This window comes from Flagellimonas marina (assembly GCF_042651185.1).
Taxonomy (GTDB): Bacteria; Bacteroidota; Bacteroidia; order Flavobacteriales; family Flavobacteriaceae; genus Flagellimonas; species Flagellimonas marina.
Window position 1 is genome coordinate 1,193,081 of record NZ_JBHSCL010000004.1, and the last position, 24,764, is coordinate 1,217,844.

24 protein-coding genes are annotated in these 24,764 nt (G+C 41.0%); 13 read left to right on the forward strand and 11 right to left on the reverse strand.

The features are described from left to right. Positions 1–159: 159 nt before the first annotated feature. Positions 160–1,002, reverse strand: coding sequence for a 1,4-dihydroxy-2-naphthoyl-CoA synthase (locus ACFOWS_RS08945; RefSeq protein ID WP_379763667.1), 843 nt, complete (start codon positions 1,000–1,002; stop codon positions 160–162). Positions 1,003–1,110: 108 nt separating this feature from the next. Here ACFOWS_RS08945 and ACFOWS_RS08950 point away from each other — a divergent pair, with 108 nt between their 5' ends. The 5 genes from ACFOWS_RS08950 to ACFOWS_RS08970 all read left to right on the forward strand — a co-directional run bounded on the left by ACFOWS_RS08950 (position 1,111) and on the right by ACFOWS_RS08970 (position 8,587). After that, positions 1,111–1,485 carry a hypothetical protein gene (locus ACFOWS_RS08950; protein WP_379763669.1) on the forward strand — a complete coding sequence of 125 codons (375 nt, stop codon included), beginning with the start codon at positions 1,111–1,113 and terminating at the stop codon, positions 1,483–1,485. Positions 1,486–1,605: 120 nt separating this feature from the next. Continuing rightward, positions 1,606–4,470 (forward strand): glycosyl hydrolase 115 family protein, encoded by a 2,865-nt coding sequence (locus ACFOWS_RS08955; protein ID WP_379763671.1) that lies wholly within the window; start codon positions 1,606–1,608, stop codon positions 4,468–4,470. A 123-nt stretch (positions 4,471–4,593) separates the two neighbouring features. Continuing rightward, the gene (locus ACFOWS_RS08960) at positions 4,594–6,198 is read left to right on the forward strand and encodes an N-acyl-D-amino-acid deacylase family protein (protein ID WP_379763673.1); all 1,605 of its coding nucleotides are present in this window, start codon (positions 4,594–4,596) and stop codon (positions 6,196–6,198) included. Between the two features lie 163 nt (positions 6,199–6,361). Next, positions 6,362–7,888 (forward strand): carbon-nitrogen hydrolase family protein, encoded by a 1,527-nt coding sequence (locus tag ACFOWS_RS08965; protein WP_379763675.1) that lies wholly within the window; start codon positions 6,362–6,364, stop codon positions 7,886–7,888. A 285-nt stretch (positions 7,889–8,173) separates the two neighbouring features. After that, the gene (locus ACFOWS_RS08970; protein ID WP_379763677.1) at positions 8,174–8,587 is read left to right on the forward strand and encodes a DUF6326 family protein; all 414 of its coding nucleotides are present in this window, start codon (positions 8,174–8,176) and stop codon (positions 8,585–8,587) included. Positions 8,588–8,657: 70 nt separating this feature from the next. Here ACFOWS_RS08970 and ACFOWS_RS08975 read toward each other — a convergent pair whose 3' ends face one another. Both ACFOWS_RS08975 and ACFOWS_RS08980 read right to left on the reverse strand, forming a co-directional pair. Continuing rightward, positions 8,658–9,896: a glycosyltransferase gene (locus ACFOWS_RS08975; RefSeq protein WP_379763679.1), complete on the reverse strand. Its 1,239-nt coding sequence runs from the start codon at positions 9,894–9,896 to the stop codon at positions 8,658–8,660. Between the two features lie 116 nt (positions 9,897–10,012). Then, positions 10,013–11,524 carry a DEAD/DEAH box helicase gene (locus ACFOWS_RS08980; RefSeq protein ID WP_379763681.1) on the reverse strand — a complete coding sequence of 504 codons (1,512 nt, stop codon included), beginning with the start codon at positions 11,522–11,524 and terminating at the stop codon, positions 10,013–10,015. Positions 11,525–11,767: 243 nt separating this feature from the next. On the opposite strand from ACFOWS_RS08980, the gene ACFOWS_RS08985 reads away from it, so the two are divergent. Beyond that, complete coding sequence (locus tag ACFOWS_RS08985) at positions 11,768–12,631, forward strand: sigma-70 family RNA polymerase sigma factor (protein WP_366589112.1); 864 nt, start codon at positions 11,768–11,770, stop codon at positions 12,629–12,631. Between the two features lie 413 nt (positions 12,632–13,044). Here ACFOWS_RS08985 and ACFOWS_RS08990 read toward each other — a convergent pair whose 3' ends face one another. Both ACFOWS_RS08990 and ACFOWS_RS08995 read right to left on the reverse strand, forming a co-directional pair. Continuing rightward, positions 13,045–13,401, reverse strand: coding sequence for a hypothetical protein (locus ACFOWS_RS08990; RefSeq protein ID WP_379763683.1), 357 nt, complete (start codon positions 13,399–13,401; stop codon positions 13,045–13,047). Positions 13,402–13,411: 10 nt separating this feature from the next. Continuing rightward, positions 13,412–14,197, reverse strand: coding sequence for a hypothetical protein (locus ACFOWS_RS08995; RefSeq protein ID WP_379763685.1), 786 nt, complete (start codon positions 14,195–14,197; stop codon positions 13,412–13,414). A 126-nt stretch (positions 14,198–14,323) separates the two neighbouring features. Here ACFOWS_RS08995 and ACFOWS_RS09000 point away from each other — a divergent pair, with 126 nt between their 5' ends. Then, complete coding sequence (locus ACFOWS_RS09000; protein WP_379763687.1) at positions 14,324–15,610, forward strand: dipeptidase; 1,287 nt, start codon at positions 14,324–14,326, stop codon at positions 15,608–15,610. On the opposite strand, the gene ACFOWS_RS09005 is transcribed toward ACFOWS_RS09000, so the two are convergent. Beyond that, positions 15,607–16,023, reverse strand: a complete 417-nt coding sequence (locus tag ACFOWS_RS09005; protein WP_379763689.1) for an acyl-CoA thioesterase — start codon at positions 16,021–16,023, stop codon at positions 15,607–15,609. The two genes, ACFOWS_RS09000 and ACFOWS_RS09005, sit on opposite strands and share 4 nt — an antisense overlap. Before the next feature lie 184 nt (positions 16,024–16,207). Between ACFOWS_RS09005 and ACFOWS_RS09010 the strand changes: the two genes are divergently transcribed. After that, positions 16,208–17,062: a phosphatidylserine decarboxylase gene (locus ACFOWS_RS09010; protein ID WP_379763691.1), complete on the forward strand. Its 855-nt coding sequence runs from the start codon at positions 16,208–16,210 to the stop codon at positions 17,060–17,062. On the opposite strand, the gene ACFOWS_RS09015 is transcribed toward ACFOWS_RS09010, so the two are convergent. Further along, a complete protein-coding gene (locus ACFOWS_RS09015) occupies positions 17,059–17,958 on the reverse strand; it encodes a DUF72 domain-containing protein (RefSeq protein WP_379763693.1) in 900 nt (299 codons plus the stop codon). The genes ACFOWS_RS09010 and ACFOWS_RS09015 overlap by 4 nt on opposite strands. Before the next feature lie 125 nt (positions 17,959–18,083). On the opposite strand from ACFOWS_RS09015, the gene ACFOWS_RS09020 reads away from it, so the two are divergent. Together ACFOWS_RS09020 and ACFOWS_RS09025 are read left to right on the forward strand one after the other, a co-directional pair. Further along, positions 18,084–18,893: a tryptophan-rich sensory protein gene (locus tag ACFOWS_RS09020; protein ID WP_379763695.1), complete on the forward strand. Its 810-nt coding sequence runs from the start codon at positions 18,084–18,086 to the stop codon at positions 18,891–18,893. 129 nt (positions 18,894–19,022) lie between these two features. Beyond that, positions 19,023–19,289 carry a hypothetical protein gene (locus ACFOWS_RS09025; protein ID WP_366589094.1) on the forward strand — a complete coding sequence of 89 codons (267 nt, stop codon included), beginning with the start codon at positions 19,023–19,025 and terminating at the stop codon, positions 19,287–19,289. Between the two features lie 12 nt (positions 19,290–19,301). Here ACFOWS_RS09025 and ACFOWS_RS09030 read toward each other — a convergent pair whose 3' ends face one another. Further along, positions 19,302–20,063 carry a 3-keto-disaccharide hydrolase gene (locus tag ACFOWS_RS09030; RefSeq protein WP_379763698.1) on the reverse strand — a complete coding sequence of 254 codons (762 nt, stop codon included), beginning with the start codon at positions 20,061–20,063 and terminating at the stop codon, positions 19,302–19,304. A gap of 163 nt (positions 20,064–20,226) precedes the next feature. Between ACFOWS_RS09030 and ACFOWS_RS09035 the strand changes: the two genes are divergently transcribed. Next, the gene (locus ACFOWS_RS09035) at positions 20,227–20,637 is read left to right on the forward strand and encodes a glyoxalase (protein WP_366589089.1); all 411 of its coding nucleotides are present in this window, start codon (positions 20,227–20,229) and stop codon (positions 20,635–20,637) included. Here the strand turns inward: ACFOWS_RS09035 and ACFOWS_RS09040 are convergent. Then, positions 20,632–21,309, reverse strand: coding sequence for a DUF2461 domain-containing protein (locus tag ACFOWS_RS09040; protein ID WP_379763700.1), 678 nt, complete (start codon positions 21,307–21,309; stop codon positions 20,632–20,634). The genes ACFOWS_RS09035 and ACFOWS_RS09040 overlap by 6 nt on opposite strands. A 96-nt stretch (positions 21,310–21,405) precedes the next feature. On the opposite strand from ACFOWS_RS09040, the gene epsC reads away from it, so the two are divergent. Together epsC and cysM are read left to right on the forward strand one after the other, a co-directional pair. Continuing rightward, positions 21,406–22,197 (forward strand): serine O-acetyltransferase EpsC, encoded by a 792-nt coding sequence (epsC, locus tag ACFOWS_RS09045; RefSeq protein WP_379763703.1) that lies wholly within the window; start codon positions 21,406–21,408, stop codon positions 22,195–22,197. Continuing rightward, entirely contained in the window at positions 22,190–23,074 is an 885-nt protein-coding gene (cysM, locus tag ACFOWS_RS09050; RefSeq protein WP_379763705.1) for a cysteine synthase CysM, read from the forward strand. The genes epsC and cysM overlap by 8 nt, the downstream gene beginning before the upstream one ends. A gap of 2 nt (positions 23,075–23,076) precedes the next feature. Here cysM and ACFOWS_RS09055 read toward each other — a convergent pair whose 3' ends face one another. Together ACFOWS_RS09055 and ACFOWS_RS09060 are read right to left on the reverse strand one after the other, a co-directional pair. After that, positions 23,077–23,877, reverse strand: a complete 801-nt coding sequence (locus ACFOWS_RS09055) for an alpha/beta hydrolase (RefSeq protein WP_379763707.1) — start codon at positions 23,875–23,877, stop codon at positions 23,077–23,079. Beyond that, positions 23,864–24,739 (reverse strand): alpha/beta hydrolase, encoded by an 876-nt coding sequence (locus ACFOWS_RS09060; RefSeq protein ID WP_379763709.1) that lies wholly within the window; start codon positions 24,737–24,739, stop codon positions 23,864–23,866. The genes ACFOWS_RS09055 and ACFOWS_RS09060 overlap by 14 nt, the downstream gene beginning before the upstream one ends. Positions 24,740–24,764 lie beyond the last annotated feature (25 nt).

Genomic DNA, 24,764 nt, shown 5'->3' on the forward strand with positions numbered 1-24,764 from the left:
TAGTGTTCTCGTAAAAGAGTCTTGACCTAACGGCAAGGCTCTTTTTGGTTTACAACCATTGGTAATCTAATCTTAGTTTGACACTAACTCCGCGAATCCTACGAATTTCACCAGTTAGCTTCTACATTGTTTATTGTCCACTGTAAATTGTCGATTGGATTACGGAATCCATTTATCCTTACCAAAGTCAGGTTTTCGTTTTTCCAAAAAGGCGTTTCTTCCTTCTTTGGCCTCGTCGGTCATGTAGGCCAAACGGGTCGCTTCCCCAGCAAAAACTTGTTGCCCTACCATTCCATCATCGGTAAGGTTCATGGCAAACTTGAGCATTTTAATGGATGTGGGTGACTTGGCCAATACCTCTTGTGCCCACTGATAGGCTGTGTCTTCCAACTCTTCATGTGGAACCACAGCATTCACCATGCCCATTTCAAAGGCTTCCTGGGCCGAGTAATTTCGACCTAGAAAAAAGATTTCACGTGCTTTTTTCTGTCCCACCATTTTGGCGAGGTAGGCAGAACCGTAGCCTCCATCAAAACTGGTCACATCCGCATCCGTTTGTTTAAAGATGGCATGTTCTTTACTGGCCAAGGTCATATCGCAGACCACATGAAGGCTATGTCCTCCCCCAACGGCCCAACCGGGTACCACGGCAATAACAACCTTGGGCATAAACCGAATAAGGCGTTGCACTTCTAAAATATTCAGACGATGGTAACCGTCATCGCCCACGTAGCCTTTATGCCCCCTCGCCTTTTGGTCACCTCCACTACAAAAGGCCCATTTACCGTCTTTGCCGGATGGCCCCTCGCCCGAAAGTAAAACCACGCCAATGGAAGTGTCTTCTTGGGCATCGTAGAAAGCTTTGTAAAGTTCACTGGTGGTTTTGGGTCGAAAAGCATTACGCACATCCGGGCGGTTAAAGGCAATGCGAGCCACACCATCACATTTTTTATAGGTAATGTCTTCAAATTCCATGGCGGTCTGCCAGTTGGGTGATTTCATGATATGATTATTTGATGTAGCACAAAATAACGGTTTTTCGTTGAAGCTAGCCCTACAATAAGGGGCAACCAAATGAAAAAATTGCATCATACAGTAAACCATTAGCATATGAGAACTATCCTGACCCTATTTTGTATCATTCTTATGATAGGCTGTTCAAATGACAACCAAGCTGACGAAGTGAGCATAAGGTTATCCAATGTGAGCGAATTCAATTTTGAAAACATTGTTGTTGATACTTCTACTGGAAGGGTGAGCTTTGAAAATATTGCTTCTGGTGAACAAACGGACTATAAAACATTTCAAAAGGCCTATCGCTATGCTTTTGTGCAATTGGAAATAGAAGGTAAAACGTATACACTTCAACCCATTGATTATGTTGGGGAGGAAGCACTCAAAATTGGAAATTATACGTATGAAATTGATGCGGATACTACTAAGGAGCAATATACAAGTCTGAGCTTAAAACTGGTTAAAGATTAGAACCAATCCCAATATTCTTTATTTTTTTGTGATTATGACTAGATTACGCAATCGATTGCGTATATTCGGGGCAACAAACGTATCCTGTTCGATGAATGGGAATAAATAGGTCGCATAGAAATGAGAAAAATATTTTTTGGGCTTTTGTTTTTGCCCTTTGTAGCCCTTGCCCAGTTACAGGTAAGCAGCACTTCAAACAACAAGTACCCCTTCCCTATTGTAGCCAAAAATACATCGGCAACCATTCTATATGATGCTTCAGATGAAAAATTGATTGAAATAGCATCAACGCTTTTAGCAGATGATATTGAAAAAGTTACTGGACGAAAACCAAAAACCACAACCTCAAAGGAGTCTTTGGATACTAACCTTATCGTGATAGGGTCCATTGGTCAAAGTGAATTTATAGATGGATTGATCGCATCCAAGAAGATTGATGTCAGTCCCATTAAAGGGCAATGGGAACGCTTCCTGATGCAAACGGTGAAAAATCCATTCCCCGGCGTATCCCAAGCCTTGGTGATTGCTGGTAGTGATAAGCGCGGTGCTGCTTTTGGTGTTTTCTCTCTATCCAAAGAAATGGGGGTGTCACCATGGCATTTTTGGGCCGATGTTCCTGCTAAACAAAAAGAGGCCATTTATGTGGAAAAAGGAAAATACGTTTCCAATGCACCTTCGGTAAAATATCGGGGTATCTTTTTGAATGATGAAGCCCCTGCCCTACGGGGATGGGCCGAGGAAACCTTTGGTGGCTTCAATCATGAGTTCTACGAAAAGGTGTTTGAGCTTTTATTGCGGAATAAAGCCAACTATTTGTGGCCAGCCATGTGGCAGCCCTCAGCATTTGCTGATGATGATCCAGAGAATGCCCGACGTGCACATGAATATGGCATTGTTATGTCTACCAGTCACCATGAACCCATGATGCGAGCCCATGATGAGTGGGGTCGATTTAATGGAGGTGCATGGAACTATGAGACCAACAAAGAAAAATTACAGGAATTTTGGCGTGGCGGTATTGCACGAATGGGCGACCATGAAAGTGTGGTCACCTTGGGAATGCGAGGAGATGGCGATGAAGCCATGTCCGAAGAAACCGCTGTGGACCTCCTAAAAACCATCATTGAAGATCAACGTGAGATTATTGCCGATGTCACTGGAAAACCAGCAGAGGAAACACCTCAAGTCTGGGCCATTTACAAAGAGGTTCAGGATTATTACGACAAAGGACTTCGGGTAGATGATGATATTCTGGTGCTGTATTGTGACGACAACTGGGGCAATGTTCGTATTCTTCCCAAAAAAGAGGATTTAGACCACTCCGGAGGATACGGAATGTACTATCATTTTGATTTTGTGGGCGGTCCCGTATCCTATCGTTGGCTCAATGTCACCCAATTAGAGCGCGTGTGGGAGCAGATGAATCTATCCTATGAATGGGGCGTTCGGGATTTATGGATTGTGAATGTCGGCGATTTAAAACCCATGGAGCTTCCTATCAGCTTTTTCTTGGATTTTGCTTGGAATACGGATGCTATTCGCGCTAAAGACCTCCCCAACTATTATGTGGATTGGGCTAAACAGCAATTTGGTGAACAACATGCCGAAGAGATAGCCGAAATTTTGTCGCTCTATACCAAATACAATGCCCGCCGCACCCCAGAAATGCTAAAGCCTGATACCTACAGTCTTTCCAATTATAGGGAGGCGGAAACCATTGTTGGGGATTACAAAAACCTAGTTGAAAGAAGTCAAACCATTTATGGGAAGTTGCCTCAGCAGTATAAATCGGCATTTTACCAATTGGTACTTTCACCTGTGGAACTGTGCAGCAACTTGAACGAAATGTATGTGGCAGCAGGTAAGAATGCTTTGTACGGTCAACAAGGTAGGGCATCTACAAACCAATATGCCAAAAAGACAAAAGAGCTTTTCTTTAAAGATGAAGCACTGACCAAAGAATTCCATGAGGAGGTTGCCGATGGCAAATGGAACCATATTATGGCCCAAACGCATATCGGTTACACCAGTTGGAACAATCCCCAATACAATAAAATGCCGACGGTGTCCTACCTTCAAAATAATCCCAATGCTGCATTGGGTTTTGTAGTGGAGCACGCTCCCAGAATGCGTTGGAACACCTCTGGACTGTTTGGTCAAACCTTTTCCACTTTCGACCCCATCAATGATCAAAACTATTATTTGGAAATCTTTAATCAGGGCGAAGAAGCATTAAATTATACCCTTGCGGCAAAAGAAGATTGGATAAAATTATCCGCTACCTCGGGTACCGTTCAATTTGAGGAAAAAGTATATGTCAGTGTTGACTGGAGCAAGGCTCCGCAAGGAAAAGCCTCCGGTGAAATAATAATTTCGGGGGCGGGAAGAGATTACACTGTTAAGGTACCCATTAGAAATGAAACCATGGAAGCCACTGGTTTTGTGGAAAACAATGGGGTAATTTCCATTGAAGCCGCACATTTTTCTAAAAGGAAAGATTCAAAGGATATTCACTGGACCACAGTTCCAAATTTGGGGAGAACCGATTCTTCCATTATGGTGGAACCAGCCAATGCGGAACCACAATCGCCAGAAAGTGCACCTTCGGTGACCTATGAATTCACTGTTTTTGATGATTCGGATTTAGCCGTGGAAACCTACCTAACCCCTACCTTAAATTATAAAAAGAACGAGGGACTCAAATATGCCATTGCTATTGATGATGAGACACCTCAAATAGTGAACATTCATGAAGGCGAAACACAACCCGATTGGGAATACCCGGATTGGTGGAACGATTCGGTTACGGACCATATCAAGAAAAAGCACACAGAGCATAAATCCATAAAATCTGGGAAGCATACCTTAAAAATTTGGATGGTTGACCCGGGTGTGGTATTTCAAAAGTTTGTGATTGATTTAGGAGGATTGCGTCCAAGTTATCTAGGGCCACCAGAAAGTAAAATGGTTGGTGGCGAGAAATAGGCCGAAATTCCCTAACTTGGTTATCTTTCACTAAATAACCCAGTTATGAAGCCTATCCGACCATTTTTTCTGCTTGTTTTTCTGCTTGTTGTAACCAGTTGTAAACAATCACAAAACTTTGATGTGCTTATTAAAAATGGCACCATCATGGATGGTTCGGGTGATGCTTCTTATGTCGGCAATATTGGAATCAATGCAGATACCATTGCCGCCATCGGAAATCTTGAGAATGCAACGGGCACAAAGGAGATAGATGCATCTGGCATGGTGGTGGCTCCGGGCTTTATCAATATGCTAAGTTGGGCTGTGGAATCTTTGATAGAGGATGGCCGTTCCATGGGCGACATTAAGCAAGGGGTCACTCTAGAGGTTTTTGGCGAAGGCTGGTCCATGGGACCATTGAACGATTCCATGAAAAAAGAGGAAAAGGAAAGTCAGGGAGATATCAAGTTTGATATAGAATGGACCACCTTAAACGAGTATCTGGAATACTTGACCCAAAAAGGAATTTCTCCGAATGTTGCGTCTTTTGTGGGTGCAACTACCTTACGGATACACCAAGTTGGTTATGAGAATAGGACCCCTACCCCGCAAGAATTAGATTCCATGAAGCTTATGGTAAAGCAAGCCATGGAAGAAGGTGCGCTCGGTGTAGGTTCATCCTTGATCTACGCTCCTGCCTTTTATTCCAGCACCGAGGAATTGATAGCGCTTTGTAAAGTGGCCGCTGAATATGATGGCATGTATATTAGCCATATTCGCAGTGAAGGCTCCCAACTTTTAGAAAGTTTGGATGAGTTGATTCAGATTGCAGATAAAGCTGGCATCCGTGCTGAGATTTATCACTTAAAACAAAGTGGAAAAGAGAATTGGCACAAGTTTGATGCTGTGGTTAAAAAAGTGGACTCCGCGAGAGCGGCAGGATTGAGCATCACGGCCGATATGTACACCTACGTGGCCGGAGCAACGGGACTGGATGCTTCCATGCCGCCATGGGTTCAAGAAGGGGGGTATGACAAATGGGCAGAACGATTGCAAGACCCTGCCATCCGAAAAAAAGTGATGCAAGAAATGCGTACCCCAACGGATGAATGGGAAAGCTTGATGCAAGCCGCAGGTGACCCCAGTAAAATTTTATTGGCAGGCTTTAAAAATGATTCCCTAAAATATCTCACAGGAAAAACACTCGCCGAAGTAGCTGAAATGCGTGGACTTTCGCCTGAAGAAACCGCAATGGATTTGGTTATACAAGATGGAAGCCGTGTTGGCACCATTTATTTTTTAATGTCCGAGGACAATGTCAAAAAACAAATTGCTTTGCCTTGGATGAGTTTCGGTTCTGATGGGGGTTCTTTGGCTGCTGAGGGCGTTTTTCTAAAATCAAGCACGCACCCCAGAGCCTATGGAAATGTAGCCCGGTTGTTGGGAAAATATGTTCGGGATGAAAAAGTCATTCCCATGGAAGAAGCCATACATAAACTTACTATGCTACCTGCCACCAATCTAAAAATCAAAAAACGGGGTGCTCTTATTGAAGGATATTATGCAGATGTGGTGCTATTCGACCCAAATACCATTCAGGATAATGCTACTTTTGAGGAACCGCACCAATATGCAACTGGTGTGAAACATGTCTTTGTCAACGGGACCCAGGTATTGGAAAATGGCGAGCATACTGGTGAATTTCCAGGACAGGTGGTTCATGGGCCAGGGTATAAGAACAACTGATCACTTTTTAGATATGAAAAAAGGTAATTACCATAAATTTTCTAATTTCAGTGGTTTTGTCACCAACATCAGTGATTCAAATGATAAGTATGCGTTGAACATTTTTGGTTGTGCCGTTTCCAAAACGTCAGCCTGCTTTTTTAAATCAGCTAATTTTAGATGAATGAAACTCAGTGAAATTGATACCATAGAATTGCAATATCTTCAGTTTGAGGATTATTTGGAGATAAAGGACGTTATGGTCTCTGCCTATTCCTCCATGCCGGAAGCGTTTTGGAAAGAACATCATATACAAACTTTGCTGGATAAGTTCCCAGAAGGACAGGTGGTAATCAAAGTCAATGGTCTAATCGCAGGATGTGCCCTTTCCATCATTATTGATAATGAAAAGTTTGAGGACAACCACACCTATCGGGAAATTACTGCGGATTACACCTTTAATTCGCATACGCCGGACGGAGATATTCTCTACGGCATTGATGTATTCATAAAACCAGATTTTAGGGGATTAAGACTTGGAAGACGACTTTATGATTACAGAAAGGAACTTTGCGAAAAACTGAATTTACGTAGCATCGCTTTTGGAGGGAGGATGCCAAACTATCACAAATACTCCCATGAAATCAGCCCCAAAGAGTACATTGAAAAAGTACGGCGGAAAGAAATTCATGATCCCGTATTGAATTTTCAGATTTCCAATGATTTTCACCCTGCCCGAATCATCAAGGGCTATTTGGAAGGGGATGAAGCTTCCAAGGAATTCGCGGTGCTCATGGAATGGGACAATATTTATTATGAAAAGCCCATTAAAAAGGCGGCTACCAAGAAAAAGGTGGTTCGATTGGGGCTTATTCAATGGCAAATGAGACCGTATAAGGATATTGATTCGCTATTGCAACAAGCCGAATATTTTATTGATGCCGTTTCTGGTTACCGCTCAGATTTTGCGCTGTTCCCTGAGTTTTTTAACGCGCCGTTAATGGCCGAGAACAATCACTTGGGTGAAGCGGCAGCCATTCGGGAATTGGCAAAACATACGGATGAAATTGTACAAAAGTTTTCCAATTTTTCCATTTCGTACAACATTAATATCATTGCAGGGAGCATGCCCGAAATAAAGGACGGAAAGCTTTACAATGTGGGCTATTTGTGTAAAAGGAACGGCACCGTGGAACGGTATGAAAAATTGCACGTCACCCCTGATGAAGCCAAAGTATGGGGCTTGCAGGGCGGTAAAGAGCTCAAGGTTTTTGATACCGACTGTGGTAAAATAGGGGTTCTTATTTGCTATGACTCCGAGTTTCCGGAGTTGAGCCGACTTCTTGCGGATGAAGGTATGGATATCCTATTTATTCCCTTTTTGACCGATACCCAGAACGGCTACTCCCGCGTCCGGAATTGTGCCCAGGCAAGGGCTATTGAAAATGAATGTTATGTGGCCATTGCAGGAAGTGTTGGGAATCTGCCCAATGTTCATAATATGGACATCCAGTTTGCTCAATCCATGGTTTTTACGCCTTGCGATTTCTCATTTCCCACCAATGGAATCAAAGCAGAGGCTACGCCCAACACAGAAATGATACTTATTGCCGATTTGGATATTGACCTTTTACGGGAGTTGCATCAATTTGGTGCCGTACGGAATTTGAAGGATAGGCGGAAAGATATTTTTGAGTTGAGAAAGCGGTGATTTTAGACAAATAAGTTCGTTTTTCTTTGTTTAATGTAACATGAAACGAGGGTTTCTCCGAACGTCATTACCTGTTTTGAACTCTATACCGTCAGGCACGGTGTTTCAGTATTGATTGATATTAATGACTTTGTGCAGAGCTTAATCGAAGTATTAAAACGATTCATTTCTTTCAGCATTGGTAGCAAGCTTAAAGCCCACTGAATTTATTAATGAGGCAACCGTTTGATAGGATTTTACGTCTTTATAAATAGATATCTATTAAACCTTAAAGACCAAACTGAAATGTTAGAAAATCCAAAAGTAAATATCAAAGTTAAACTTGCCTCATTATGGGTTTCTGTTACTCTATGTTATTTATATGGAGATTATTTTGAGTTATATACACCGGAAAAAGTAAGTAGTTTGATTTCAGGTGAAAATATTATGGACAATCCAATCAAGTTATTGATAGCATCGATAATTCTATCAATATCTTCTGTAATGGTTGCTCTTTCAGTTTTTCTTAAACCCAAAATAAATCGAATTCTTAATATTTTGTTCGGAATATTATTTACCATAATGATGGTTTTCATTGGAATAAGTACAACGAATGAATGGTATACATTTTATGTGTATTTAGCATTTTTGGAAAGTATCATTACTGCTTTCATTGTCTATTATGCTTGGAAATGGCCTAAAGAAGAAATAAGTGTTTAAAAATTTACCCTAATTAAAAAAATAAAAGCCAGCTGCCAACAACTTGTACAGCTCATTGTGGCCAAAACCCTCACCTCCTATTCTTCGCTTCAATCCACTTGGCCATGTATTTGGTGCTGGCTTGGGTATGGTGTTGCAGCATTCGCCCCATAAAGTTTTGGGAACGATGACCCTCTAAGTTTGTAACTGTATCATCTATTTTCTTTTTCAGGGATTGCCTCAAAAACTCTTTTTCATAAAAACTGTTGATGAGTGCTACGCCATTTTTCTGTGCGTTTTGCCATGTTGTAGGATTTTGATGTAATTCCACTGCCACCTCTGCAAAAGATGTCCATTCATTTGTAATGGCCCCGCTCCATGGTAAGTCCCCGTGCATCCCTTCTACCCCAATGGCCGTGGTGATGCTAGGGGTGCCACAGCACATGCTATCCAACAATTTTCCTTTGATACCCGCACCAAATTGTAAGGGTGCTAGCAGCAAGCGGGCATTTTTCAAGACAGTTTTAATATCTTCTGCCCATCCCCTAATGTGAAAACCTTCTTTCGGATGATGCATTTCTTCAATCTGTTGGGGCAAATAGGCACCGTACACATAAAGATGGGCTTCTGGAAGCTGCCTGCGAATCAAGGGCCAAATTTCTTTCTTCAACACTTGAATGGAATCCACATTGGGGGCATGTTTGCCATTTCCAATACAGACAAAACCGTTTCGTTCTTCAAACTTGGGCCATTTTGAAACGGTGGAATCATCCAATTTCTCAAATAGCAATGGCAAATGAAAAAGCAAGCTTTCGGAGATTCCCAATTCATTCCGAAGGATTTCAATTTCATAAGTAGATACCATTAAAGAAATATCAGAGCGATAGATACTGGCCACTTCCCGTATTGTCATAGGGTGATTTTTCCAATCGTCAAGTGAAAAAGATTGATTCCGTTTATGGACCTCTTCCCTAGCCTTTCGCAGGGCATGTAAGTCTTCGGTGTTTAATACCCGGAGAGCTTGTGGGGCAAATTCAGCCACTCGCCACCCAAACTGCTCCTCAATCATAAAGCGGTCAAAAATGACAAGATCGGGCTTTAGTGCTTGTATAAAATTGTCAAAACCGGAGTTGTTAAGTTCAATAGTCACTGAATCGATACCCAAAGCATCCAAATCATAGCTATACTCTGTGTTGGTGGCAGTGGAACCAAAAGTGATGTGATACCCAAAACTTTTAAAAGCTTCCAATAATTGAATCATACGATGCCCCGCCGCCGTGGTATTGGGTTCGGGCCAGACATAGCCGATGACAAGGAGTTTTTTGGACATTGGGTGATTGGTAAACTATAAAATACAAGCGCAAGCTCAAGTATCAAATTCAAAAAAACAAATTTCAAATTCCAAAATCCAAGAAATAAAGGTGCAATGGCACAGCACTCTTGACTTTATAGACGTGCGGCAAACTTCTTGGAAATACTGGAACGGAGTTTTCGCTCATAATCTTCCTCTAACCACTCCTTGTAGTTTTTGGTGTTGTTCATGATGCAATAGGAATACTGTTTTACCCGGTAGGCAATTTCTTCCTTGAGTTCCTTGGCGAGAATCCGTGCATCAAAAACATCTTCACTGTTTTCTACACAAATTTTGGCGTGTTGCTCAATGCTACGTTCCAGAACTTCCTTGGATTTTTTCCCTTCGGCAAAGACTTTTTTGTACTCCGCTTTAATGTCGAAGGTAATATCGTCTGACTTACTGAATTTGGCTCGGAGCTCATCGGGCATTTCATAGACAAAGTCGCGCTCAATTTCCTCATCATTTTTGATGTTTTCCAAATAGAAATCAGGAAAATGGAAGATTTCTTGCCAATCCACCGGAACATCCCAAGGACCAAAACGGGCAATGTTGTTCCCCATATCAATGACATTAAATTCATCCTTGTCCGGTAAAACACGGGAACCCCTTCCTATCATCTGAAAATACAGGGTAAGCGACCGCGTAGCCCTATTTAGTATGATGGATTGTACGGTGGGCTCATCAAAACCGGTGGTCAAAATACTAACGGAGGTAAGAATAGCATCTGGTGTTTCGGCGAACCAGTCCAGAATTTCACGGCGTTCCGTGGCTGTGTTCTTATTGTCCAAATGCCGGATGTTATATCCGGCCTTTTTGAAGGTTTCATACACATACAGGGACGTATTGATACCGTTGTTGAAAATCAAGGTTTTGGTTCCCTTCGCAATTTCCTCGTAAGCCATCAACAATTTGCCCAACATGCTGTGGTTTCCATAGAATTCGTCGGAGGATTTTACGGTATAATCCCCATGAATTCCCAGTTTAAGCGTTTTAAGGCTCACATCGTAGTTGTAGAGTTTGGCTTTGGCCAAAAACCCCTTTTCAATCAACGATTTTATGGATTCCCCAATGATTAAATGCTTGTAATTGTCCTTCATGGGGAGTTTTATGTTGGAACTCAACGGAGTTGCCGTTACCCCAAGTATAGTGGCCTTGTCAAAATATTTGAAGAGTTTTCGGAAGGAATTGTAGTGGGCCTCATCAATTATGACCAGCCCAATATTATTAATGGTGACTTTTTCCTCCTGAAGTCGATTGTTCAGGGTCTCCACCATGGCCACAAAGCACATATAGTCATCTTGATCGTACAGTTCTTTCACCTCACTATTAATGACCTTATTGGCAACGCCAAATCCATGCAGCATTTGTGAAGTCTGCTTGCTCAGCTCAATCCTGTGGGTGAGCACCATGACTTTTTTGCCCGTGTTTTGGATGTATTTACGGGTTATTTCAGAAAACACAACAGTTTTTCCCCCACCCGTGGGAAGTTGGTACAACAAATTGGTGCCCTGAGGCATTTCATCTAAATGCTTAAAGATTTTTCGCAAATCCTCTTGCTGGTAATCGTATAATGTTTTTTTACTTACTCCTTTTTTTACTTCCAAGGGAAAATGGCTTATGTATTCCGAATTAACAAACCCTACAAAATTAGGAGTTTTTTGCAGTACTGTCGAACACTTGGTTTGCAATTCTATTAAGATACTATCAACAATGGGAAAAATACAAGGATTTGCCGTTTATGCCGGTTTTGCTCATAACATTTTGATAACAATAACATTTGAGACTTGGAAAATAGGCTTTTATAATGTATACTGTAAGCTTATAACACGTACAAACCATACATAAGAATGAGGCAGTTAAAAATCATTAAACAGGTCACCAACCGAGAATCCAAATCCCTTGACAAATACCTACAGGATATCAGTAAAATTGATTTGATTACTGCTCAGGAAGAAGTGGAATTGGCCCAACGTATTAAAGCTGGGGATCAGGTGGCACTGGAAAAATTGACCAATGCCAACTTGCGATTCGTGGTTTCCGTGGCAAAACAATACCAGAACCAAGGATTAAAACTCCCAGATTTAATCAATGAGGGTAATGTTGGCCTGGTAAAGGCGGCAAAGCGATTCGATGAGACCCGAGGGTTTAAGTTCATCTCCTATGCAGTTTGGTGGATTCGTCAATCCATACTTCAAGCATTGGCTGAGCAATCCCGTGTGGTTCGACTTCCTTTGAACAAGATAGGGTCCATCAATAAAATTAAAAAGACATTTTCGTATTTAGAGCAGGCACATGAAAGACCACCTTCGGCAGAGGAAATTGCCAAGGAATTGGATATGACCGTCTCCGAAGTGAAACAATCCCTAAAAAATACAGGTCGTCATGTCTCCATGGATGCACCTTTAAAAGAAGGAGAAACCTCTAATTTATATGATGTGCTCAACGCTGGTGACTCGCCAAAACCGGATAAAGGCTTAATGCACCAATCTTTGAACACAGAGATAAATAGGGCTTTGGATACCCTTTCCCCTCGTGAGGCTGACGTAGTCCGGCTCTACTATGGCATTGGTGACCAACCCTCCATGACGTTGGAAGAGATTGGTAGCACCTTCGATTTGACTAGGGAGCGTGTACGTCAGATTCGGGAAAAAGCCATCCGCAAGTTGCGGCACACTTCTAAGAGCAAGATTTTAAAATCGTACTTGGGATAACACCCAAACAAACCACAATAAAAAAGGGAATGTTTAAAACATTCCCTTTTTCATGATATTCACTTAAACTATCAAGGTCTGCTCAACTGAGTAATATCAAAATCAGTAAGCATTTCGTTCAAATTTTGAATGAAATTCAAATAAGCGGAATTTTCTTGATTATGATTTTTCATGATAAAGCGTTTGGGGTGTTGTCTATAAATAATCGAGTTCAGCCAATTCGTTGACACTTAGAATCTCGTTTAGTTCTTGTAAAAAAGCCAAGTATTCTTCTCCGTAGGTATCGTATAACATGGTAATTAAGCGGTTTAAATGTTTGGGTCTTAGTTATAACGTGAATCTATTGTAAAGATTATGGTGAAACAATAAATTGTGGTGAAATCCTACATTCTGGTTGTGAAAATAAGGCTGTATCATTTTTTCATTTCCATGATGTCCAGAGCCACTTCAAAATCCAGTTCAGAATCTATTTTATTTGGACGAATGTTGAATTCATCATAAATGAAACAGAGGTTCATGGGCAATCTCCTTTTTTCCCGATCAGCTGTAATACCCAACTTCTCCTGCAACGCACACTTAATTTCAAAAGCTTTACCACTGATTTTTGGTTCTGCATTGGTTTCCAACTCCTCCAAAAAAGGAATCTCCTTTTTATCGCCAACCTCCAACATTTCATCCAACAAGATCAATCTACATTCCAAATCTTTGGTATGCTGAAAGAGTTGGTAAAAAATGCTCTGTAAATATTTTGGCAGGTTCGTATTTTCCATGACGATTTTTTTATTGCATTGCCCGAATCATTTCCATTTCAAAATCCACTTGCTCCTCCACTTTTGGAAATTCTTCCACAAATTGACCGTATAGGAATGAATGATGCTTTCTGTCGTTGTCGGTTCGGCATAAGGCAATGATTTCCTTGGTGATTTCCAGTAGCCCATCTGTTTTTAGCATTCTAAGGCACGACTGTACTTTTTGGCAGGATAAGTCCAATTCTTTGTAATTTTCATTTTGTAGATGAATTTTGGCACTGCCAACAAATTCCAGAACATTCTGCTTGAAAAGTTTTACCAATTCCTCCAACAGCTCCATCTGCCCCATGCAGTCTTCCAGCACAGGTTTTAAATTGATGGTATTGGAAGAAAAACTGGATTCCAGACTTTTTTCAAATGCCTTACTACTGCTATTCATGTCTTCGGGTTCACTGTCTATACGGTTTAAACGTTGGGCTACATGTTTTAAACCGGCTACAATTTCTTTTTGTTCTTGGGATAATCTGGTGTTTTCCAAGGAACTTAGCAAGACAATCAGGGTTTGGGGTGAAGCATCGAGTTCATCCAAGGGTGTTGATTGAGATTTTTTGGAACCTTGGATGCCTATGCGCTCGTAAATAACCTCCAACTGTTTCATCTCGGGAATGCCAAAAACTTTGTTTTCCAATCCGTGTTTAAAAATTTCAAAGGATTTTTTAAGCTCTCCGGCTTCCACAGTGCCCAATTCCTCATACGAAAAACTGCTGAGCCCTATTTCCAATTTTTCAAGATGTGTAAGTAGTTCGCGTGTTCCCAAGTTTACTTCTTTAACTAGTTAATACCTTTAAAAATCAGGAATAGAGGTAGCCATACCAATTTATTGTTCTGTAGTCACGGGTTTTTGTTGTCAAATTGCTTTATTTGTAGGTGTAAATAGCGAACCATGAAATATTTCTATATACTATGCAGCATCGCCTTATTTGTGGCCTGCGCTCAAAAAAAAGAGAATAAAACTGAAACTTTGGAAGAGAAAGCCCAACGAATCCATGATTCGGTCATTACCATAGACACGCATGTTGACATTAATGTGAACAATTTCACTGACAGTATCAACTATACCCAAAATCTCAATACCCAAGTAAACCTGCCCAAGATGGAAGAAGGTGGATTGGATGTGGCCTGGTTTATTGTGTATACGGGTCAGGATACACTAAGTGCCGAGGGGTATGCCGCTGCTTCCGAAAATGCAATTGCCAAGTTTGAGGCCATCCACAAACTTTGTGAGGAATTTGCGCCAGACCAAATTGAATTGGCATTGACCTCTGATGATGTGAGACGAATTACGGCTGCCGGCAAAAAAGTGGCCATGATTGGGGTTGAAAATGCGTATCCTTTGGGAGAAGACCTTTCAAAAATTGAAGAGTATCAAAAGCGTGGTGCCCGCTACATGTCGTTGGCACACAATGGGCATAGTCAATTTTCAGACTCCAATACCGGTGAAAAGGACAGCATTTGGCTACATAATGGTTTGAGCGAATTGGGAAAGCAAGCCGTAGCTGAAATGAACCGTGTCGGCATCATGATAGACATCTCCCACCCATCCAAGGAAGCCATGTTGCAAATGGTTGAGCTATCAAAAGTTCCCATTATTGCCTCACATTCCTCGGCCAGAGCGCTTTGTGACCATAGCAGAAATTTGGATGATGAGCAGCTACTATTGCTCAAGGAAAATGGTGGTGTGGTGCAGACTGTAGCCTTCACTTCGTATTTGAACACAGAAAAGGACGAGGCACGTTCAGCCTATATGAAAAGTATTTATGAAGAAGCCGCTGATTCGTTAGGCCTGAATTGGTACGAGCGCTCACAGTTTGGTTCCCTAACCAAGGAACAGCAAGATGAATTCATGGAAAATTATCCAAAAGTCACACAATTGGGGGATAAAATGGCGGCTACAAGAGCAGATGCCCCCCCCCCAGCCGTTAATGTATCCGATTTAGTGGACCATATCGATTATATGGTTAAATTAATAGGTATTGACCATGTGGGCATCAGCTCTGACTTTGATGGTGGTGGAGGTATTGAGGGTTGGTCTGATGCCTCTGAAACCTTCAACGTGACCTTGGAACTGATAAAACGTGGGTATACTGAGGAAGAAATCGCAAAGCTGTGGGGCGGAAACCTGCTAAGGGTTTTGGATGAAGTGCAGGCCTATGCCGCTTCACAAAATTAGGATTTAGCCTCTTCCTCCTTTTCTTTTTTGGCCAAACGGTCCTTAACAAATTCTATCTTGGTTTTGCCATGTGGTTTGGGATTGCCTTTATCATCTAGGTTAACCATGATTATGTTATCCACGGTAACAATGCTCTCATGGGTCATCTTGTTCCGTACCTCACAATTCAAGGAAATTGAAGTGACCCCAAATTTGATTACATCAATTCCAATTTCAATCACATCACCTTCTCTGGCGGTGCTCATGAAATTGATTTCGGACATATATTTGGTAACCACTTTTTTATTTTCCAACTGTATAATGCTGTACAGGGCTGCTTCTTCATCTATCCAAGCCAACACCTTTCCACCGAACAAAGTGCCGTTGGCATTTAAATCTTCAGGTTTTACCCATTTTCTTGTATGAAATCTCATTTTTTGTATTTGGGATTTTAGACAAAATTATATCAAAACATTCTTTAATTGTCTAGTTTTCATCAATTAACAAAAAGATTTAGATTATGATAAAAATTGTTAATCATAAAATAAAGTTTTCTTAATTGAAAGCCCTAAAAAAAATAATCCCGATAAATTCAAGTGTCAAATCAAACGAACCATTATGATGAAAACAATTACGGAATATTATTCGGATCCGGATTTTACGGTTTTAAAGGTGCCCCATTGGAGGGCCAATTACTACAAATTTTTATCTGTTTCACTTTGGGGAGCTATCCCAAGTAACCTTCAAAGAAGACTGTCTTCTTGGTACAGTTCCTTGTACGACAAGCCATTTTCCAAAAGAATTATTAAGCCCTATATCCGTCTGAATTATTCAGACAAGGATTATCTCTCTAAATTTAAACCCCCTCATGGGAAAAAGGATTTTGAAAGTTTTCAAGATTTCTTCATTAGGGAATTCAAAGAACTTCCAAAATATAAAAGCACCCATGTTTGGCCTTGCGAAGGTTTGTTGTGTGAGGAGCGGAAAATCAAAGACCTAAAATTGGTGAAGGTTAAGTCGGATGTACGTTCCGTAGCTACCGTTTTTGGACTAAATGACTCGGACATCCCGGAGAATTACACGTTTACGAATGTTTTTTTACACAATAAGAACTACCATCGAATCCATGCGCCTGTGAGCGGCACTATTACCAGAATTCAGCATATTCCAGGAGATTTGTTGGTATTGCGTCCATGGATTTACAAAGAAAATCCTTCGCTTCCTGCCTTTAGAAATGAGCGCTTCAACATTGACATTACTGATAACACCAACAAAGTTTGGCATTTGTCCATAGTTGGTGGCCCGGCAGTGGGCACCATTGAATTGGCCCATGGAGTAGCCGTAGGAAAAACTGTTCGCAAATTACAGGAGCTGTCTTTGTTCTATCTAGGCTCTACCTGCTGTATGGCTGCACCTACTGCCCCACGATACCATGAGGCAAATACGTTTGTGGAAATGGGAACTCCCTATTAAAAAAGCGTACCTGTACCAGATTGCCCCGATGTTTTAGGGATTTTTAGATGGGTATCCATAGCATGGTTGAGTTTTTTAATAAAATAAGCCGACAGCAATGGAGATTCCAACTCCATGTTTTGGTGCACAAAGAAATGGATGTTCTTCAATCCCATCCCTTTCCACGAAACCAATCGATGCACCCAATCCTCCAAACGTGGATAATCCGATTGGTGGTTGGCACCAACATAACGAATAAAGGCTTCATTGTTGGTCAATCGCATATGCATAAGGTCACGCTGCCCCGCCGTGTCCACCAAAACGTTGGCAATGTTGTTTTCTTCCAATAAATGATAAAGTTCTTGGGCCACTTGTTCATCGGTGAACCAATCTGTATGACGAAACTCCATGGCCAAAGGAAACTCTTTGGGCCAATATTCCACAAACCGCACTACCCTATCCCAATTTTTGGGACCAAAGTTGTTGTGCATCTGTAAAAAGATGGTGCCCAATTTTTCTTTTAAGAGCGATGTGACCTCCAAATAACGATCTGCTACTTCGTAGACCTTGTCATTAAGGCGACGCAAATGACTTACTTCATTGGTCATTTTGGTAAAGAACTTGAAGTCTTCAGGCGTCTTGTCGTACCATTTTTCATAGGTATCCGGTGGAAAGATGCGGTAAAAGGTTGCGTTCAACTCAATACAATTGAACTGTGAGGAATAGTAGGTCAGTTCATCCTTGGTTCCCCGGGGATAGAAGTTCTTCAAATCTTGTCGGTTCCATTTGGCACAGCCCACGAAGACTTTGGTTTCGCCTCCTTCTTTGTTTTTGGACAGTACCACTGGCGTATCTGGGTGGTCCGGTGGAATGGTAAAATCGATGAGCTCAGGATGGTCTACTTTGCCGAATTTCATGAAAGATGATTTAGAACCTTAAAAGTATAAAAATGCAATTATTGCCGCTATTTCCATAGCTTCTATCTTAAAAATCGGTAGAAAATCTCTACATTCAAGGGTATAACAAAACGACTAAAAGCAATATGAAAGGTGTTCTTCAAATTGTAAATAGCATTGCCTTTGTGTTGATGGTTTTTGTCAATTACCTATCGAATACAGGAGTAATAAACAATACAACCATTGGCGAAGTTTCCAATGGCTTAACCTCCCTCTTTACCCCTGCAGGGTATGCATTTTCCATTTGGGGACTTATTTATTTGCTGCTATTGGGTTTTATCGTGTATCAGGGCAGAAGTTTATTCACCACCGTTCGTGATGATGGTTTTATACACAAGATTGGGTGGAGCTTTGCCTTTTCCTGTATGGCAAATATTGCTTGGGTATTTTGTTGGTTGTACGGGTACACAGGTCTTTCCTGCGTATTCATTTTTCTATTGCTCATTTCACTTTTAAAGGTTGTACTGGACAATTCCATGGAATTATGGGACGCACCCATTAGTGTCATCGCATTTTTATGGTGGCCTTTTGTTTTTTATTCCGGTTGGGTAACTGTGGCATGCATTGCAAACGTCTCAGCATATTTGGTTAAGATAGGTTGGGATGGTTTTGGAATTTCCGAAGAGAACTGGACCCTAATTATGATTGTTGTTGCATTGGTGATAAATCTGCTTGTAACCTGGAAACGAAATATGCGCGAATTCGCCTTGGTAGGAGCTTGGGCCTTGGCAGCAATTGCCTATGCCAATTATGAACAACATCAAAACATTGTTTATACAGCTGGAGTGGCCGCATTGATACTAGTAATAAGTTCCAGTATTCATGGATACTTGAATAGAGATACCAACCCATTGATCAAATGTATGGAGTATAGAAACGGAAAAGCGAATAGATAAAATTAAAAACACATAGTATAAATACAACTATACAAAACCCCTAGTTTTTTTCAGGTTTATCTGCAACCGGATTTTACAGAGTTTATTTAACTTACCATCACTTCCCCCAGTTAACAAAACATATTCAGTATGGCCATATTTCTTATAGCGGTAGGCGTGATTTTTTTGGTATTGGTTTATAAAAATGTAAAAGCAGGGTTGGATAAAGATTGGTTGATATGGACTTTGGCCACTATTGGCATATTGGTTGGCGTTCTTTATCTATCCAATTATATCGACTGCGAAATGAACAACAGCGGTTACTGTGGCATGATTCCGACCATGATTTGGATGTATGCGGCCCCCGTAACGTTATGCTTGATGCAACTCCTTTATTTGAAAAAAGATAGAGCTTAAATTAGGATTGGCTTACAGTTCCCTAATCTTTATATCCCTGAACCATACCTCAAAATACCAATCCTGTAAAGCTATTTTCCCTTGGGTGGCTCTGCCAAATTCAGGATAATTTGCAAAGTGGGTATTCTTTATTTTTTCGGGCCATTCTGACGATGTAAAATCTTGGGTTGCGGTACGAACACCGTTCAGATAAAATTCTACTTTTCCATCCATTTGTTTGATGCGGGTACGGTTCCATTCCCCGTCATTGGTAATTGCCTCGTTTTCTTGCGGGGAAAACCCGTACAAACATCCAGATTTTTTTACCGCAACGTCAGAATCCATATGATCGGGGTCCAAAATTTGATATTCGGGTCCGGTCTGATAGGCCGTGCCCACTTCGGGCTTTTCTTGAACATTGATAAAAATCCCACTATTACCCCGGTTACCAATTTTCCACTCCAAAATCAACTCATAGTTTTCATAGACCTTTTCTGTGAGTAAATCCTCATTGTTCTGGGTCTCAATCTGAGGGTTGCGGTGAAGAGTTCCATCACTGACCTCCCAGACAGAGGGGGCACCAGCATTGTAAACATGCCATCCGTTCAAGGTTTTGCCATCAAACAACAACTCCCACCCCTGCTCTTTTTCAATGTCATATAAGGTATTATGGCTTTCGCTTGCTTCTGCCACTTTTTTGGTATGCCATTCTGTGGCTTTTTCTTTTGCATTCTGATTTTTACAGGAAAAAATAAAAGGGATAAGGCACAACAGGCCAACAAATTTTATGTGCATGATGTTTGTTTACGTATAAGCTCTAAAAATACTTAAATAAAATTTTTAGGGCCTAAATTTAATAAAGCAGGTTGGTAGTCTTGTTTATAACATCGTTAAAAACTATTGGCTGCATTAAAAATGCACCATTTTTGATTATGTAATTTTAATAAAACTTACAGCCATGGATTCACGATCCAAAAGTCTTTTGGAGATTCGTCCGGACATTTTAAAAGCACACTTTAATAACCAAATGGGTTTTGATGAACATTTTCAGAACAAAACCTTGCGTCCCGTAATTAAGATGCAAAACTTTTTATTGATTGAGGTTTTTCGGAACTACATCAATAAACACAAAGGGGTTTTTTACGGACTTACTTTGGAAAAACGCATGGATTATATTGAGCGGGCCATTCAAAAGGATATCAAATTTCGGAATTCCTTAAAAGGCATGATTATTGGCCAATTCACAGTGGAAGAATATCAAGACTATATTCAGAACTCTTCCGCTTTGAACAAACGCATGATGAACATGGTCATTGAACGGTTGAAGGACCAAGTACAATTGCTGGACAAGGAAGAAGTTCTGTTATAATAATGATTCGCCGTTCAGATTGGTGGTCAAAATATCGCTCATCAAATCAAAATAAGGTCTAATGGCACGGTAGGATTTGTCTACCTCTTGAAGAAAGGTGTCTGAAAGAACCTCTTTGTCCGAAAAGTTTCGAATAAAAATAAATTGCTTTTTTCGTATTAAATCAATATCGGGGTGCTCTTTATCAAAGCCTTTCGGTGCAGTCTTTACGGCATCACCAGCCAATTCACCCCATATGGCCTTGAAGGACTTCTCGCCAATGATCTCACGAAATTCAGAAGCGTCCATTTCCAATTCTTTTCGAATACGAAATAAATCCTCTTTGTTGGGGTCCCAAAAACCTGTGGCCAAAAAAGAATCGCCTGGCGTAAGATGGATGTAGTATCCACCTCGTAAATGGGCACCCAAACGCGCAAATGAAGCCGCCAAATGGGTTTTATAAGGTGTTTTATCCTTTGAAAACCGAACATCACGATAAATGCGGAACATTTTCATTTTTTCAATCTCATCATGGTGACTCAGGTTATTCTTGACGCTTTCAAAAAAAGATTTTACAGATTTCTCATGCTCCTTGAAAGTGGGTTTGTGCTGCTCAAACCATTCTTTGTTATTATTTTTGGAAAGTTCTTTTAAGAAATTAAATGCATCTTTTGAGATAATGGAATTGCTCACGGCCTTATATGATAATATGTTATTTTTAAACTAAAGTTAGCCTTTTATCGGAGTGTATGGTAAGGATTTGTCTAATTTTAGGACAATAAATCTAATATGGACAAGGAAAAAATAATTTCTGAGTTGAATAGGCACAAGAAGTTGCCTTATCTCGATTTCAGATTAAAACAGGAGACCGAAGACTTTACGGATACCCTTTTTTATACCCTTTTTGATGCCAATACGCCAGTTGCCGTTAACCTGGAAATGTTGGAGAAAAAGTTTAATACCCTCCTCGATATGGCCTGTTGGGATTTGGAGCGCCCTAGTACCGAGTTTTGGGATGGGTACGTAACCACATTACCCGGAATTTTGGAAAAGCTCAACCTGGATGCTGAGGCCATATTAAATTGTGATCCAGCATCTTTGTCCATTCAAGAGATTTATATGGCATATCCCGGTTTTTATGCTATTGCCATTTATAGATTGGCCCATGAACTTTATGCGCAGGATGTGCCCTTGATTCCACGGCTCATGACTGAATATGCGCATAGACAGACCGGTGTGGATATAAATCCGGGTGCCACCATTGGCAAGTCTTTCTTTATCGATCACGCAACTGGTGTGGTCATTGGCGAAACAGCAGTCATACATGATAACGTAAAAATCTATCAAGGGGTTACCTTGGGGGCATTGTATGTGGCCAAAAATCTGCAGAAGACCAAACGGCACCCCACCATAATGTCTAACGTAACCATATATGCCAACGCCACTATTTTAGGAGGAGATACGGTGATTGGTGAAAACTCGGTAATAGGAGGAAATGCATGGCTTACTTCCTCGGTACCCGCCAATTCAACAGTTTATCACACACCAGAAATTAAAATCAAGACAACACCAAATGTCTAAAAGCATACTTGACCTCATTGGAAACACCCCCATGGTGGAATCCAAAGTATTGAATACGAATCCCAATGTAAAATTGTTTTTTAAGCTGGAAGGAAACAATCCCGGAGGGAGTGTCAAGGACCGACCAGCCTTTAACATGATTAAAAGTGGTCTGGAACGAGGCGATTTCTCCAAAGATTCCAAATTAATTGAAGCCACTAGTGGTAATACAGGCATTGCACTAGCTATGATCGCTGGGCTATATGGTCTGGATATTGAATTGGTCATGCCCGAAAACTCAACAAAAGAACGCGTGCAGACCATGCGTGCCTACGGTGCCAAAGTAACCTTGACCCCTTCTGATGTTGGGATTGAAGGTGCCCGGGATTACGCCGAGGCCAAAGTGAGGAATGAAGGCTATACAATGTTGAACCAATTTGCCAACAATGACAATTGGATGGCCCATTACAAAACTACCGGACCAGAAATATGGAGAGACACCGATAAAGAATTAACCCATTTTGTATCCAGTATGGGCACCACCGGGACCATTATGGGTACATCAACTTTTTTGAAAGAAAAGGACCCATCTGTTCAAATTGTTGGGGTGCAGCCCACAGACGACTCCCGGATTCCTGGGATTAGAAAGTGGCCTGAAGAGTACTTGCCCAAAATCTTTGATCGAAAAAAGGTGGACACCATAATGGAGGTGAGTGAAGATGATGCCATAGCCATGGCCAAAAGATTGGCCAAGGAAGAAGGAATTTTTGCTGGTATGAGTAGTGGCGGTGCGGCCACAGTAGCGCTACGACTTGCCGAAAGCATGGAAAGCGGGGTCATTGTTTCCATTGTATGCGACCGGGGTGATCGCTACCTATCTTCGGATTTGTTCGATTAGAGTTATTGCTTCAATTCCATTTTCATGCCTTCCCAATAAGCTTCAAATTCATTGAGGTTGTTGTGGTTTCCATTGGGAATGGTGTATATTTTTTTATCGGTTTGTGGAATGGCATCGAACAATTTCTTTCCAGAATCATAGGAAACAACTGCGTCTTCGGTACCATGAAAAATACGAATGGGGCATTGGACTTCCTTGATAAATTGATACGAAGGCATCTTATAACGCAGCAGTTGTTTGAGTGGTAAAAAAGGAAATCTTGCCTTGGCAACATCCAACAAGCTATAAAAAGGAGTTTCCAACAATAGCTTATTACAGTTGTTTTTTGAAGCCAATTGGGTGGCAATACCTGTTCCTAGAGATCTTCCGTAAATAACAATGTCATTTGGGGCATATTTGTCTCCAAGATAGTTATAGAAGAGTTGGGCATCTTGGTACAAGGCTTCTTCACTGATTTCTCCAGTACTTTTTCCATAATTTCGGTAATCCATCACCAAAACATCATGGCCCATTTCCACAAAGGGTTGTACAATCCTCCCCCATCTTGATAAATCCCCCGCATTTCCGTGAAAATATAGAATTACCCCTTTGGGGTCTTCAACGTGAAAATGAAGTGCATTCAGGTTGGCTCCATCATCCGTTTTAAGGAAGATTTCATCAAAATCAGCTTGGAATGTGTAGGTATATTCCTGAGACAATTTTGTGGGCAAAAAAATCAATTTTTCTTGAAAAAAATATGCCATTGATAGAAGTAGGATAAAAGCAAAGCCCGCTAAAATACCAAACCGTTTAAGCTTTTGCATTGGCATGCTTTGATGAATGTTTGACATTGATGCTGGACCCCTCCAGATTAACCTTGGTGGGTCTGCTGGTGATAATCTCTCCTAGCATTTTGTGGTAGGACTCAAACGTATTTAGGTCTTTGTGTCCTCCTCCTATCACCGTATATAATGTAGTTGATTCTGGCTTTATTTTGGACAGTTTTACACTGGTTTTATAAGGAATAAGCCGGTCATCCGTTCCATGAATAATGTGGATGGGACAATTCACATACCTTAACCACTTGTATGTGGGCATTGGAAATTTTATCAGCAATGAAAGTGGCATAAAAGGGATAAACTTCTTGGCCACTTTGCTCAAGCTGTAATACGGTGCATCAAGAATAAGCATTCTTGGATTGTTCATGGAAGCCAATTTCGCAGCAAAGCCTGAGCCCATGGAACGACCGTATAAAATGATGTATTTTTCTGCCACCTGTTCTTTTATTTTATCGTACACCACTTGCATATCACGTTTTATGGCTTTTTGGGTTCTACGTCCCGTGCTTTTTCCAAAGCCACGGTAATCCACCATGATTACGTCGTAACCATGCCGGGTAAAGTCCACGGCAAATTTTCCCCAACCCTTAATACTTTTTGAATTGCCTTTCAAATAAAAAACAACCCCCTTGGGTTTCTGTGACTTGAACCTGAGGCCATTGATTGTGGCGCCATCCCGAGTTTCAATGTTGTACTCTTCAATTTCTTGGTTATCATAATGGAATTGAAAATCCTTGGACAATTTTTCAGGTTTGAACAAAAAATAATCTTGGAGATAAAACAACAAAACGCTCAACAAAATGTATATGCCAAGGATGACCAAAACGATGTAGAGCCAGTTTTGCATGGAAATTGAATTTATCCAAAATACA

Coding starts and splice junctions, on each gene's coding strand:
- ACFOWS_RS08950 (WP_379763669.1), top strand. CDS start 1,111: ATGAGAACTATCCTGACCCTATTTTGTATCATTCTTATGATAGGCTGT.
- ACFOWS_RS08955 (WP_379763671.1), top strand. CDS start 1,606: ATGAGAAAAATATTTTTTGGGCTTTTGTTTTTGCCCTTTGTAGCCCTT.
- ACFOWS_RS09060 (WP_379763709.1), bottom strand. CDS start 24,739: ATGCAAAACTGGCTCTACATCGTTTTGGTCATCCTTGGCATATACATT.
- ACFOWS_RS09025 (WP_366589094.1), top strand. CDS start 19,023: ATGGCCATATTTCTTATAGCGGTAGGCGTGATTTTTTTGGTATTGGTT.
- ACFOWS_RS08975 (WP_379763679.1), bottom strand. CDS start 9,896: ATGTCCAAAAAACTCCTTGTCATCGGCTATGTCTGGCCCGAACCCAAT.
- ACFOWS_RS08965 (WP_379763675.1), top strand. CDS start 6,362: ATGAAACTCAGTGAAATTGATACCATAGAATTGCAATATCTTCAGTTT.
- ACFOWS_RS09015 (WP_379763693.1), bottom strand. CDS start 17,958: ATGAAATTCGGCAAAGTAGACCATCCTGAGCTCATCGATTTTACCATT.
- ACFOWS_RS09035 (WP_366589089.1), top strand. CDS start 20,227: ATGGATTCACGATCCAAAAGTCTTTTGGAGATTCGTCCGGACATTTTA.
- epsC (WP_379763703.1), top strand. CDS start 21,406: ATGGACAAGGAAAAAATAATTTCTGAGTTGAATAGGCACAAGAAGTTG.
- ACFOWS_RS09000 (WP_379763687.1), top strand. CDS start 14,324: ATGAAATATTTCTATATACTATGCAGCATCGCCTTATTTGTGGCCTGC.
- cysM (WP_379763705.1), top strand. CDS start 22,190: ATGTCTAAAAGCATACTTGACCTCATTGGAAACACCCCCATGGTGGAA.
- ACFOWS_RS09055 (WP_379763707.1), bottom strand. CDS start 23,877: ATGCAAAAGCTTAAACGGTTTGGTATTTTAGCGGGCTTTGCTTTTATC.
- ACFOWS_RS09010 (WP_379763691.1), top strand. CDS start 16,208: ATGATGAAAACAATTACGGAATATTATTCGGATCCGGATTTTACGGTT.
- ACFOWS_RS08970 (WP_379763677.1), top strand. CDS start 8,174: ATGTTAGAAAATCCAAAAGTAAATATCAAAGTTAAACTTGCCTCATTA.
- ACFOWS_RS08990 (WP_379763683.1), bottom strand. CDS start 13,401: ATGGAAAATACGAACCTGCCAAAATATTTACAGAGCATTTTTTACCAA.
- ACFOWS_RS09005 (WP_379763689.1), bottom strand. CDS start 16,023: ATGAGATTTCATACAAGAAAATGGGTAAAACCTGAAGATTTAAATGCC.
- ACFOWS_RS08945 (WP_379763667.1), bottom strand. CDS start 1,002: ATGAAATCACCCAACTGGCAGACCGCCATGGAATTTGAAGACATTACC.
- ACFOWS_RS09030 (WP_379763698.1), bottom strand. CDS start 20,063: ATGCACATAAAATTTGTTGGCCTGTTGTGCCTTATCCCTTTTATTTTT.
- ACFOWS_RS09020 (WP_379763695.1), top strand. CDS start 18,084: ATGAAAGGTGTTCTTCAAATTGTAAATAGCATTGCCTTTGTGTTGATG.
- ACFOWS_RS08985 (WP_366589112.1), top strand. CDS start 11,768: ATGAGGCAGTTAAAAATCATTAAACAGGTCACCAACCGAGAATCCAAA.